13 protein-coding genes are annotated in these 12,711 nt (G+C 66.5%); 2 read left to right on the top strand and 11 right to left on the bottom strand.

Annotated elements, in window-relative coordinates:
* Positions 1-20: 20 nt before the first annotated feature.
* From H276_RS0104785 to H276_RS0104755, 7 genes are all read right to left on the bottom strand, one after another.
* Positions 21-2,765: an RNA helicase gene (locus tag H276_RS0104785; protein WP_019970170.1), complete on the bottom strand. Its 2,745-nt coding sequence runs from the start codon at positions 2,763-2,765 to the stop codon at positions 21-23.
* A complete protein-coding gene (gene tatC, locus H276_RS0104780) occupies positions 2,749-3,735 on the bottom strand; it encodes a twin-arginine translocase subunit TatC (protein ID WP_019970169.1) in 987 nt (328 codons plus the stop codon). Before tatC ends, H276_RS0104785 begins: the two co-directional genes overlap by 17 nt.
* A 70-nt stretch (positions 3,736-3,805) precedes the next feature.
* A complete protein-coding gene (gene tatA / locus H276_RS0104775; protein ID WP_019970168.1) occupies positions 3,806-4,075 on the bottom strand; it encodes a Sec-independent protein translocase subunit TatA in 270 nt (89 codons plus the stop codon).
* 30 nt (positions 4,076-4,105) lie between these two features.
* Complete coding sequence (locus H276_RS0104770) at positions 4,106-5,062, bottom strand: YafY family protein (RefSeq protein ID WP_019970167.1); 957 nt, start codon at positions 5,060-5,062, stop codon at positions 4,106-4,108.
* Entirely contained in the window at positions 5,059-6,048 is a 990-nt protein-coding gene (locus tag H276_RS0104765) for a YafY family protein (RefSeq protein WP_019970166.1), read from the bottom strand. Before H276_RS0104765 ends, H276_RS0104770 begins: the two co-directional genes overlap by 4 nt.
* Positions 6,049-6,091: 43 nt before the next feature.
* Positions 6,092-7,450, bottom strand: a complete 1,359-nt coding sequence (gene pafA, locus H276_RS0104760) for a Pup--protein ligase (protein WP_026356594.1) — start codon at positions 7,448-7,450, stop codon at positions 6,092-6,094.
* 149 nt (positions 7,451-7,599) lie between these two features.
* Entirely contained in the window at positions 7,600-8,043 is a 444-nt protein-coding gene (locus H276_RS0104755; protein WP_231376601.1) for a hypothetical protein, read from the bottom strand.
* Between H276_RS0104755 and H276_RS22575 the strand changes: the two genes are divergently transcribed.
* Positions 8,015-8,392 (top strand): hypothetical protein, encoded by a 378-nt coding sequence (locus tag H276_RS22575; protein ID WP_019970163.1) that lies wholly within the window; start codon positions 8,015-8,017, stop codon positions 8,390-8,392. The two genes, H276_RS0104755 and H276_RS22575, sit on opposite strands and share 29 nt — an antisense overlap.
* Positions 8,393-8,451: 59 nt before the next feature.
* Positions 8,452-9,321: an alpha/beta fold hydrolase gene (locus tag H276_RS0104745; protein ID WP_019970162.1), complete on the top strand. Its 870-nt coding sequence runs from the start codon at positions 8,452-8,454 to the stop codon at positions 9,319-9,321.
* A 28-nt stretch (positions 9,322-9,349) separates the two neighbouring features.
* Here the strand turns inward: H276_RS0104745 and prcA are convergent, their stop codons facing one another.
* From prcA to dop, 4 genes are all read right to left on the bottom strand, one after another.
* Positions 9,350-10,078: a proteasome subunit alpha gene (gene prcA / locus H276_RS0104740; RefSeq protein WP_019970161.1), complete on the bottom strand. Its 729-nt coding sequence runs from the start codon at positions 10,076-10,078 to the stop codon at positions 9,350-9,352.
* The gene (prcB, locus tag H276_RS0104735; RefSeq protein ID WP_081625392.1) at positions 10,078-10,926 is read right to left on the bottom strand and encodes a proteasome subunit beta; all 849 of its coding nucleotides are present in this window, start codon (positions 10,924-10,926) and stop codon (positions 10,078-10,080) included. The genes prcA and prcB overlap by 1 nt, the downstream gene beginning before the upstream one ends.
* Positions 10,923-11,117, bottom strand: a complete 195-nt coding sequence (locus H276_RS0104730; RefSeq protein WP_019970159.1) for a ubiquitin-like protein Pup — start codon at positions 11,115-11,117, stop codon at positions 10,923-10,925. Before H276_RS0104730 ends, prcB begins: the two co-directional genes overlap by 4 nt.
* 96 nt (positions 11,118-11,213) lie before the next feature.
* Entirely contained in the window at positions 11,214-12,710 is a 1,497-nt protein-coding gene (gene dop / locus H276_RS0104725) for a depupylase/deamidase Dop (RefSeq protein WP_019970158.1), read from the bottom strand.
* Between the last annotated feature and the right edge of the window lies 1 nt (position 12,711).

Genomic DNA, 12,711 nt, shown 5'->3' with positions numbered 1-12,711 from the left:
TATTCGCTGACGTCCACACCCTACCCCGCATCAACAGCCACGACGCCGCGCCGAACATCGGTGATGGCGCGTTTCGCGGTATTGCGCAGTGCCGGTGCGGGTGCGGCGTTTCGCACCTGGTCGAGCAGATCGAGCACCTGCCGGCACCACCGTACGAAATCGCCTGCCGAAAGCGGTGAACCCGAACCGGTGACGTCGGAGGCAGCCAGCGCGGATGCCAGGTCGCCGGTGGTGGCCCAGCGGTAGACCGCGGTGACGAACCCTTCGTCGGGTTCGCGGCTCGGCGCGATGCGGTGCCGCCGCTCGTCGGCACGCAGATCGGCCGAGAGCCGCCGGGTTTGGGCCAGCGCACGCCGAAGACCGGAGGTCGGGATGTCGAACCCGGCGGGCACTCCGGGAGTATCACCGCGCGATTCGTAGAGCACGGCCGACAGCACTCCCGCCAACTCGGCGGGCTGCAAACCCTCCCACAGACCACTCCGCAGACATTCGGCCACCAGCAGGTCGCTTTCGCTGTAGATGCGTGCCAGCAACCGGCCGGTATCGGTCACCTTCGGTTCACCGGAATCGTTCTCGATGAACCCGCGCTCGCTGAGCAGCGCGACGATCCGGTCGAAGGTGCGTGCCAGGGAGTTCGTCGCCGCCGCAACCTTCTGCTGGATCTGGGCGTTGTCACGTTCGATGCGCAGATACCGCTCGGCGATGCGCATCATGGCTTCGCGGTCCGGAAGCTGATTCGCTGGATGCCGGCGCAGCTGCTCGCGGAGGCCGGCCAACTCTGGATCCACGTCCCGGTCGAGTGCGCTGCCGGAGCGTTTCGGCTTGTCCGACGGCACCGCCAACCCGGCCGCCGCCGACCGCAGCGCCGACGCCAGGTCGCGGCGCACCCGGGGCTGGCGGTGCTCGACGCGTTTGGGGAGCGCCATCGTGCCGAGCGGCGCCGAGGCACCCGAGTAGTCCGACGACGAAATACGACCTGCCCAGTGATGTTCGGTGAGTACCAGCGGCCTGGGGTCGTCACTGTCGCGGTCGGGTTCGAGCACCACCGCCAGACCACCGCGCCGCCCGTGGGTGATGGTGATGATGTCCCCACGGCGCAGCCCGGCCAGCGCCTCGGTGGCTGCCTGCCGGCGCTGCAGCCGCGAGGCGCGGGACTGGGCACGTTCCCGCTCACCGATTTTCGCGCGCAACCGCGCGTAGTCGAGCACCTCCGACTCGTGCCCGTCCAGTTCGGTGGCCAGCTCGCCCAGCATCCGCTCGCCGCGGGCGACGCCGCGGACCAGGCCCACCACCGAGCGGTCGGCCTGGTACTGCGCAAAAGATCGCTCCAGCAGCTTGTGCGCCTGCTCGGGCCCCATGTGCTGAACCAGGTTGATGGTCATGTTGTACGACGGCGCAAAGGAACTGCGCAACGGGAAGGTTCGGGTGGACGCGAGGCCGGCGACCTCGGCGGGGTCGGCGGTGGTGTCGTCCGGGCGCCACAGCACCACAGCGTGGCCCTCGACGTCGATGCCGCGCCGCCCCGCGCGCCCCGTGAGCTGGGTGTACTCCCCCGGTGTCAACGGTAGGTGCTGTTCGCCGTTGTACTTCACCAGCCGCTCCAGCACCACGGTGCGGGCCGGCATGTTGATCCCCAAAGCCAGTGTCTCGGTGGCGAATACCGCCTTGACCAGGCCCGCGGTGAACAGCTCCTCCACAGTGTGACGGAACGTCGGCAGCATGCCTGCGTGGTGGGCGGCCAGTCCGCGCAACAGACCTTCCCGCCATTCGTGATAGCCGAGCACGACCAGATCGGACTCGGCCAGGTCCGCGCAGCGCCGGTCCACCACCTCGGCGATGCGGGCGCGTTCCTCATCGGTGGTCAGCCGCAGCCGCGACCGCAGGCACTGTTTGACCGCCGCATCACAACCCGCGCGGGAGAACACGAACGTGATCGCGGGCAACAACCCCTCGGCGTCGAGGACGTCGATCACGTCCGGTCGGCTCGGCGGCCGGTACAGCTGCGGCGGCCGGCCTCGCCCCCGCGGCTGCCAGTCCGCGAGCCGTTCGGCCTCGCGGCGATGGGCGATGTGCCGCACCAGTTCTGGGTCCACCAGCGTGCGGTCGGAGCCGTCGAACAGGTCGAACAGCCGCTTGCCCACCATCATGTGCTGCGACAGCGGCACCGGTCGGTGCTCGTCGACGACGACGGTGGTGTCGCCGCGGACGGTCTGGATCCACCCGCCGAACTCCTCGGCGTTGCTCACCGTGGCCGAGAGACTGACCAGCAACACCTCCTCCGGCAGGTGCAGTATCACCTCTTCCCACACCGCGCCGCGCATCCGGTCGGCCAGGAAGTGCACCTCGTCCATCACGACATAGGAAAGCCCATGCAGCGCAGACGAATTCGCGTACAACATGTTACGTAGTACTTCGGTGGTCATCACCACCACGTCGGCATCACCGTTGATGGACTGATCACCGGTGAGCAACCCGATCTTCTCCGCGCCGTACCGGGCGACCAGATCGTTGTGCTTCTGATTGCTCAGCGCCTTGATCGGGGTCGTGTAGAAGCACTTTCCGCCGGCCGCCAGGGCCAGGTGCACGGCGAACTCGCCGACGACCGTCTTGCCGGCACCGGTGGGCGCGCAGACGAGGACTCCGTGACCGCTCTCCAATGCGCTGCAGGCGCGCACCTGGAAGTCATCGAGAACGAACGGGAGTTGCGCGGTGAATGCGGCCAGCTCGTCAAGAGTTTCGCCGCCCGGCTCAGGTCGCGTCGTCATCGATGCTGAGCCTCGTTGGTCGTGACGCCGGTGGCGTCTTCGGAGCCGCAGACGTCGGCGCAGACACCGGAGCCGGTGGCTCGATCGGTTCGGTGGTGCCGATAGGTGCGGCCTCGTCGTCGTCCACCTCGGCTTCGGCCAACCGCGCCTTGCGCCGGTCGTGGACCCGGGCGATCTGGATGGCCAGCTCCAGCAGCAACGTCAGCGCACAGGCCAGTGCCAACATCGTGAAAGGATCCGATCCGGGTGTGGCGAAGGCGGCAAAGACGAACAGGCCGAAGATGAGCCCGCGCCGCCATGCCTTGAGCTTTGCGTAGCTGAGCACTCCGACGAGGTTGAGCATGATGATCAGCAACGGGAACTCGAAGCTGATGCCGAACACGAGCAGCAGATTGATCAGGAAACCGAAGTACTGGTCGCCGGACAGTGCGGTCACCTGAACGTCGCTGCCGACGGTCAGCAGGAAGCCCAACGCCTTCGCCAGCACGACGTAGGCCAGCACCGCACCGGTGACGAACAGCGCAGCGCCGAAGCCGACGAAGGCCATCGCGAACCGGCGTTCCTTCTTGTACAGCCCGGGCGTGATGAACGCCCACACCTGGTAGAGCCACACCGGGCACGCGATCACCACACCGGCCGCGAGCGCGACCTTCAGACGCAGCATGAACTGGTCAAAAGGCGCGGTGGCGAGCAGTCGGCATTCGCCGTTGGGCGCAATGGCCGCACGGGACGAGGCCGGCAGCGCACAGTACGGACCGCGCAGCCATTCGCCCAGGCTGTGCAGCCCGAAAATGCCGTGGGTGTACCAGAAGAACCCGAAGATCATCGTGACGATGACGGCCGCGACAGAAATCAGCAGCCGTGACCGCAACTCGGTGAGATGGTCGACCAGCGACATGGTGCCGTCGGGATTGACCCGCGAACGGCGACGGCGGGGATCGAATTTTCTGAAGATGCCGGAGCTCTGCACAGATGTGAAGTGGGGGTCGGAGACACGACCTACCGACGCGGTCGTAAACCGCGATCAGGGTCGAGCCGCGTCAGGCCGTGTGTCGGTCCGGGGACTGTTCGGGTGCGGGCGCGGCGACATCGGGCCGCGGCGCCGCCACATCGGCGCGTTCGGATGCAATCGGCCTGGCCGGCGGAGCGTCCTCCGACCTGGACTCAGACTGCATCTCCTTGATCTCCGACTTGAAGATCCGCATCGACTTACCCAGTGAACGCGCCGCGTCCGGAAGCTTCTTCGCACCGAACAGCAGCACAAACACAGCGATCACGATGATCCAGTGCCAGGGTTGTAGTCCGCCCAATTTGGTTACCTCCAGACGTCTTCGCCGAGTCTACCCGTCAACCTCGACCGCACCGTAGGCGTGCAGCGCTGCCGTGGCCGCAGCCCGCACCTGCTGCGCCAACGACTCGGGCGCCAGCACCCGCACCGCGGAACCGAAGCCCAGCACGAACCTGGCCATCCAGTCCTCGGACGCGAAGGTCATGGCCGCCTCGACCGCGCCGTCGGGCAGCTCGGTCACCACCCGCAACGGGTAGTAGTCGAACATCCACGACGCCGAGGGGGCGATGAGCAGCGTGGCTGACGGCAGCGCCGGATCGGCGTCGAACAGCGATGTATCCGGGCCCGCGTGCACGGCCGGGGGAGGCGGCGTCGAGGCCTCCGCGAGCAGCTGCGCGTCGACGATGCGATCCAAGCGGAACAGCCGTACCGCCTCGGCACTGCGGCACCACGCCTCCAGGTAGCTGTTGTCCCCGACCAGGGCCACCCGGATGGGATCCACCGTGCGGGTGGTCAGCGAATCACGTGACGCCGAGTAGTACTCCAGCGTCACCGCGCGGCCGTCGCGGACCGCGGCCCGCACTGTCGCGGCGGCCTCGCTCTCGATCGGTACAGGGTCCTCGATGGCAGCCAGCTGAGCACCGGCAGCCGACTCGATCTTGGCGATCGCACTGCGCGCGGCCTCCGGGTCGACCATGCCCGGGACATCGACGAGTGCCCGCAGCGCCACCAGGATCACCGTGGCCTCTGTGGAGGTCAGCCGCAGCGGCTGATCCACGCCGGCAGAGAACGTCACCTCGATGGTGTCGTCGGTGAAGTCGAAATCGATCAGGTCACCGGGGCTGTAACCGGGCAACCCGCACATCCACAGTTGCTCGAGGTCGGAGTCGAGTTGCTTGCGGCTGACGCCGAGGGCTTCGGCCGCTTCCGCCCGCGTGACCTTGGGGTTCGCCTGGAAATACGGAACCATGTTGAGCAGCCGAACCAAGCGGGCCGATACCTGGCTCATGCGCGATCCGCCTGCGCCCGCAGCCTCTCCACCACGTCGTCGCGCAACGCCGACGGCTCCAGCGCCACGGCGTCGGCGCCGTAGCTCGCGATCTCACGGGCGAGCCGGTCATGCATGCCGAGTTCGACGGTGATCTCTTCCCCCGCACGGCCGCCCAGAGCACGCGGCGTGGTCGTGACGGCCTGCCGGCGCAACGCGGTCGCCCGCCCCCCGGCTACCCACACGCGGGCCCGTTCCCCGGTGGGCACGTCGGCAACGACGCGCCGCACGATCTCCCGCACGTTGACACCTTCGGGTCTGTGCACCGCACCGGCCTCTCCGATCAGGGTGACGTCGCAACCGATCCTCGACAGGCGGAACGTACGGGTGTCATCACGGTCGCGGTCGTGCCCGACGAGATACCAACGGCCGCGGTGGGTGACGACACCCCACGGTTCGACCGTGCGGGTGGTGTAGCCCGCGGTGCGCGACGGCCGGTGTTCGAATTGCACGACGTGTCCGGAGTCGATGGCGGACAACAGGATCCGCAGCACCTGCTCGGACCCGCGCAGGCCGGGCAATACCGCGGTCGAGGTGATCGCGGCACCGGCGCCGTCGGCATCGACCTCCACCCCGGCAGCACGCAGTTTCAGCAGCGCCCCCTGGGTCGCGGTGACCAGCTCCGGTGACTGCCACAGCTGCGTGGCGACAGCGACGGCAGTGGCCTCGTCGCCGGTCAGTTGCACGGGAGGCAACGCATAAGCATCGCGGTTGATCCGATAGCCCTCGGTCGGGTCGAATTTCGACACCCGGCCGGTCTCCAGCGGGATGCCGAGATCACGCAACTCGTTCTTGTCGCGCTCGAACATCCGGGAGAACGCTTCGTCACTGGGGCTGTCGGCGTACCCGGCCACGCTTGCACGAATCTTCTCCGCGGGCAGGAATGTTCGAGTGGACAGCAGTGCGATGACGAGGTTCATCAACCGCTCGACCTTGGATGTCGCCACAGCAAGGAGTTTAAGGGGCAACTGGGAGGGATCCGCGGGCCGATCACATGCTGGCGATGAGCCGCTTGACCCGCTCGTCGACCGACCGGAACGGATCCTTGCACAGCACGGTGCGCTGCGCCTGATCGTTGAGCTTGAGGTGCACCCAATCGACGGTGAAGTCTCGCCCGGCTTCCTGCGCAGCGCTGATGAACTCACCGCGCAGCTTGGCCCGCGTCGTCTGCGGCGGCGTGTTCACCGCTGCGTCGATCTCCTCGTCGGTGGTGATCCGGGCGACCAGACCCTTGCGCTGCAGCAGGTCGAACACGCCACGCCCACGCTTGATGTCGTGGTAGGCGAGGTCGAGCTGGCTGATCTTCGGGTCGGACAGCTCCATGTTGTAGCGATCTTGGTAGCGCTGAAACAGCTTGCGCTTGATCACCCAGTCGATCTCGGTGTCGACCTTGGCGAAGTCCTGGCTCTCGACCGCGTCGAGCTGCCGGCCCCACAAGTCCACCACCTGTTCGATCTGCGTGTTGGTTTCGCGCGTCTGCAGATACTCCACCGCGCGGCTGTAGTACTCGCGCTGAATGTCCAGTGCACTGGCCTGCCGGCCGCCTGCCAGCCGCACCGGACGCTTGCCGGTCAGATCATGACTGACCTCGCGGATCGCCCGGATCGGGTTGTCCAGAGAGAAATCTCGGAACGGCACGCCGGCCTCGATCATCTCCAGCACCAGCGATGCGGTGCCCACCTTGAGCATGGTGGTGGCCTCGCACATGTTGGAGTCACCGACGATGACGTGCAGCCGCCGGTACTTCTCGGCGTCGGCGTGCGGCTCGTCGCGAGTGTTGATGATCGGCCGCGACCGGGTGGTAGCGCTCGAGACACCTTCCCAGATGTGCTCGGCCCGCTGCGATAGGCAGAAGGTGGCGGCCTTCGGCGTTTGCAGCACCTTGCCGGCGCCGCAGATCAGCTGCCGGGTCACCAGGAACGGCAACAGCACATCGGCGATCCGGGAGAACTCCCCGGCGCGCACGATGAGGTAGTTCTCGTGGCAGCCGTACGAGTTGCCCGCCGAGTCGGTGTTGTTCTTGAACAGGTAGATGTCACCGCCGATGCCCTCGTCGGTGAGCCGCTGCTCGGCGTCGATCAGCAAGTCCTCCAGTACGCGCTCACCGGCACGGTCGTGGGTGACCAGCTGAACGAGGTTGTCGCATTCGGCGGTCGCGTACTCGGGGTGACTGCCCACATCCAGATATAGGCGAGCACCGTTGCGTAGGAAGACGTTGGAACTGCGGCCCCACGACACGACTCGCCGGAACAGATAGCGAGCAACCTCGTCGGGGCTGAGCCGGCGATGGCCATGGAACGTGCAGGTCACACCGAATTCTGTCTCGATGCCCATGATTCGTCGCTGCACACTATCGAGCTTACGGGGTAGCTCTCAGTATCGGTGGGCAACGTGCGGTCCCGTCGGCAGATGCCGACTATCGCCAAGGCTTCCACCCGATGATCCGCAGGTACGCGTACGCGGCAGCACGCGGTACTTCTCCCGCGGGTCGGGATCGGTCAGATGGCGATCGTATTCAGAGTTCGTCGGCGAGAGAGCCGTCGGGCAACCGCACCATCGGCCTGGATGGCGTCGATGAACGCATCGGCCATATGCAGGCCCATCGCGGCGATGATTCCGGCCGCCTCGTGCGGGAAGTCGGTGTCGAAGACGCCTTCGGCGCGGCCCTGCCTGATGATCGCCTCCAGGAAGGGCGCCGTGGTGCGCACCGAGCCCTGCGTCATCTTCTGCCGCAACAGCGCGTTGTTCTCGTCATGCCACAGCTGGATCAGGGTGGCAACAGCAGTCACGTTCTCCGATTTCCATGCGTACGACGCCGCGAAGTACGCGTGGAGTTTCTCCAATGCTGTGATGTCGGGAGCGTCGACGATGCGGCGCAGGCCGGCGGTGGCGCTCTCCCCCATCTGCTCGACGATGCCTTCCAGCAGCGTAGCCACCGTCATCATCGCGATCCGGCTGTCGCAGCTGGGCGATCTGCTGTCCGACCTGTTCACCAGCGGCACCCTGCCCTGCATCCTGGGAGCGGCGATGCTGATGCTGGGCTTGATCGTGATTGCCTTCCATCAGTACTGGTACAGCGTGACGGCCGTGCTCATCTCGCTGTTCGGATGGTTCGTGGCGTTGCGCGGCGTAACGATGATGGCCTTCCCGTCGGCGATCCGGACCGGCGCCGACACCACGCTGGGCAGTTCGGGCCTGCTGATCGCGGCGAGGATCTTCTTCCTGCTGCTGACAGCGATGGGCCTGTGGTTCACCTATGTGGGCTGGCGTCCGGAGACCGCCGAGCACTGATACCCCAAACCTTTCCCAACCTGGCCCACAAGGCCGTGGCATCGGATCAGAATTAACTGATGTCCTCGCGCAGCGCTCCGGTGGACGGATTCCGATTGGCGTTCGATCGGCGCGGCATCGCGGGCGGGCCGCCCGTGGTGCTGCTGCACGGCTGGCCGGGCAACCGGCGGGACTATCGCAAAGTGGTGCCGCTGCTGACCGACGTGGCCGACGTGATCGTGCCTGACCTGCGCGGATTCGGCGGCTCCGACAAACACGCGGCGGCCGTGCAGCACTTTTACAGTGCCACCGCCCAGGCCGCCAGCGTGGTCGGCCTGATCCATGAATTAGGTCTCAGCGACGTTGTGCTGGCCGGCTACGACGTCGGCAGCCGGGTGGCACAGAGTGTGGCCCGCATGCACCCCCACCTCGCGAAGGCGCTCGTCCTCTCCCCTCCGCTGCCCGGAGCGGGTGACCGGGTGCTCAGCCCGCACGCCCAGCACGAGTTCTGGTATCAGGCGTTTCACCAGTTGCCGATCGCCGAGCGGCTGATCGACGGGAACCCCGAGATTGTCCGGGAGTATCTGCGCCACTTCTGGAACCATTGGTCAGGGCCGGGATTCACGGTCACCGACGACGATCTGGACCGACTCGTCGCCGACTACGCACTGCCCGGAGCATTCGTCGCCTCGCTGGGCTGGTACCGCGCCGGAGCCGGCACCGTCGCCCAGTCGTTGACTGAACTGCCGCCGGACCGGGCCGTCAAGATCCACGCCCACACCGATGTGCTGTGGCCCGAGCACGATCCACTGTTCCCGACAGCCTGGGCCGACCGTCTCGACGACTACTTCCTCGACGTGCAGTTGCACACGGCCGACGGCGTAGGGCATTTCACACCGCTGGAGTGCCCTGAGAAGTTCGCCGAACTGATCCGCGACATCATCAGCTGAGCGAGATCGGCTCCGGCGCTGAAGTCGGTTACGTGGCCGGCGCGGGGTCCGGATCCGGTTCGGGCAGCAGGCTTTCCAAAGCGGGTCCGACGATCCTCCGGAAACAACGACGAGGCCGCTTGGCATCGAGGACCGCCACCTCGAGCGTGGACGGGCCCAGTTTGCGTGGCTCAGATCCCTCGGCACCGGCACTGAGCGCCTCGACGGCGATCTTCACGGCGGCCGCCAGATCGGCGTTCTCGGTGTAGGACTCACTGAGCTTGTTCACGATCGGCTCGGTGGTACCACCCATCACCACATAGTGCGGTTCGTCGGCGATCGACCCGTCGTAGGTGATCCGGTAGAGCTCAGGCGCTTTCGTCTCGCCATAGTGGGCGACCTCGGCCACACATAACTCGACCTCGAACGGCTTGGGCTGCTCGGTGAAGATGGTGCCGAGAGTTTGGGCATACACGTTGGCCAGTTGGCGGCCGGTGACGTCGCGCCGGTCGTAGGCGTAGCCACGGGTGTCGGCGTATTGGATGCCGCCCACCCGTAACTTGTCGAATTCGCTGAATCGGCCCACAGCGGCGAAGCCGACCCGGTCGTACAGTTCGCTGACCTTCTGCAGGGAGCGTGACGGGTTCTCCGCGACGAACAGCACCCCGCTGTCATAGGCGAGCACGACCACGCTGCGGCCGCGGGCAATCCCCTTGCGGGCCAGCTCGGATCGCTCACGCATCGCCTGCTCAGGCGAGATGAAGTACGGGAAGCTCATCAGCCGTCACCTCTCGTTGCGGTGCGACTTTCGATCACCTCGCGGGCCAGTTCGGCGATGCGCGCCTCGGCGATCTCTTCAGCGCCCTCGGCTCCGATGGTCACCGCGGTCGGGTAGATACCACGCACGAGATCCGGCCCGCCGGTGGCCGAGTCGTCGTCGGCGGCGTCGTACAGCGCCTCGATAGCCACCTTGAGCGCCGAATCGGCGTCGGTGACCGTGGGATAGAGCTTCTTGATCGAAGACTTGGCGAACAACGAACCCGAGCCCACCGACTGGTAGCCCTCTTCCTCGATGTTCCAGCCACCGGCGGCGTCGAACGACACGATGCGGCCGGCATTGACCGGATCGGTGTCGTTGACGTCATAGCCGACGAGCAACGGCAACGCCACGAAACCCTGAAGGGCCGCACCGAGATTGCCGCGCACCATGGTCGCCAAGCGGTTCACCTTGCCGCGGAAGGTCAGCGGCACACCCTCGACCTTCTCGTAGTGCTCCAGCTCGACGGCGTAGAGCCTGGCGAACTCGACGGCGATAGCGGCGGTACCCGCGATGCCCGTGGCGGTGTAATCGTCCGCGATGTGCACCTTCTCCACATCACGGCTGGCGATCATGTTGCCCTGCGTGGCCCGCCGATCACCGGCGATGACGACACCGCCGGGATACTTGATCGCGACGATGGTCGTGCCGTGCGGCACAGCGCTGGTCGGAACGGGGCCACCGGCGACGTGGTGAACCGGTAGCAGATCAGGACTCTGACGACGCAACAGATCCGAGAAGGACGAGAGGTCCGCTGTTATAGCTGGTGTTCCGGGAAGGGATGAGGACAGGTTTTCGCGCCAGATCACTGGCCGCCCTTTTGGACGTACGCGCGCACGAAGTCCTCGGCGTTCTCCTCCAGCACATCGTCGATCTCGTCCAGCAGGTCGTCGGTTTCCTCGGTCAGCTTCTCGCGACGCTCCTGGCCTGCGGCCGTTGTGCCGGGGACATCATCGTCGTCACCGCCGCCACCGCCACGCTTGGTCTGCTCCTGAGCCATCGCTGCCTCCTGAATTGTCATCGACTGACGCAATACCGCCTGCCGGTACTTTCCACACTACCGGTCAACACCCGGATTGCCCGGGATGGCGACCCGTCAGGTTGTGAGCTGTTCGACCAACTCCGCGGCGCTGTCCACCGAATCCAGCAACGCCCCGACGTGCGCTCTGCTGCCGCGCAGCGGTTCCAGGGTTGGAATCCGCACGAGCGAATCACCGCCGAGATCGAAGATCACCGAATCCCAACTCGCCGCAGCGATGTCGGCGCCGAAGCGGCGCAGGCACTCCCCGCGGAAGTAGGCACGGGTGTCGGTCGGTGGGTTGTCGACCGCTTCGATGACCTGCTGCTCGGTAACGAGCCGCTTCATGGAGCCTCGCGCCACCAGTCGGTTGTAGAGACCCTTCTCCAACCGGACGTCGGAGTACTGCAGATCCACCAGGTGCAACCGCGGTGCCGACCAGCTCAGGTTCTCCCGGCGGCGGAAGCCTTCCAGCAGCCGTAGCTTGGCCGGCCAGTCGAGGATTTCGGCGCATTCCATGGGGTCACGCTCAAGCAGGTCGAGCACCTCCGCCCAGGTCTCAACGACGTGGCTGGCCCGCGGATCGGGGTCGCGGCTGTCCACCAGTTTGGCCACCCGGTCCAAGTACATGCGCTGCAGCGCGAGCGCGGTGACCTCGCGGCCGTCGGCGAGCGCGACGGTGGCTCGCAGCGACGGGTCGCGGCTGATCACATGGACCGCGTGCACCGGGCGGGCCAACGCCAGGTCGGAGAGGTCGATCCCCTCTTCGATGAGGTCCAGCACCAGCGAGCTGGTGCCGACCTTGAGGTAGGTGGAGGTCTCCGCGAGGTTGGCATCGCCGATGATGACGTGCAGCCTGCGGTACTTGTCGGCGTCGGCGTGCGGCTCGTCGCGGGTGTTGATGATGCCGCGCTTGAGCGTCGTCTCCAGGCCGACCTCGACCTCGATGTAGTCAGCCCGCTGGGACAGCTGAAAGCCCGGCTCGTCGCCCGAGGACCCGATACCGACACGACCGGAACCGGTCACCACCTGGCGCGACACCAGGAACGGGGTGAATCCCGCAATCACCGCGGAAAACGGGGTATGGCGGCTCATCAAGTAGTTTTCGTGCGAGCCGTACGACGCACCCTTGCCGTCCACGTTGTTCTTGTAGAGCTGCAGCTTGGCGGCACCGGGAACGCTGGCGACGTGGCGCGCGGCAGCTTCCATGACCCGCTCACCGGCCTTGTCCCAGATCACCGCATCCATCGGGTCGGTGACCTCGGGCGCGGAGTACTCCGGGTGGGCGTGGTCGACGTAGAGCCGCGCGCCGTTGGTGAGGATCATGTTGGCCGCACCGACCTCGTCGGCGTCGACGATCGGCGGCGGCCCGGACGGGCGGGAGAGGTCGAACCCACGAGCGTCGCGCAGCGGAGATTCGACCTCGTAGTCCCACCGCGTGCGCTTGGCCCGTTGGATACCGGCAGCCGCGGCATACGCCAGCACCGCCTGCGTCGATGTCAGGATCGGGTTGGCGGTCGGATCGGAGGGTGAGGATATGCCGTACTCGACCTCAGTTCCGATAATCCGGTGCATG

The organism is Mycobacterium sp. 141 (assembly GCF_000382405.1).
Taxonomy (GTDB): Bacteria; Actinomycetota; Actinomycetes; order Mycobacteriales; family Mycobacteriaceae; genus Mycobacterium.
This window is presented reverse-complemented; position numbering and strand designations above follow the sequence as displayed.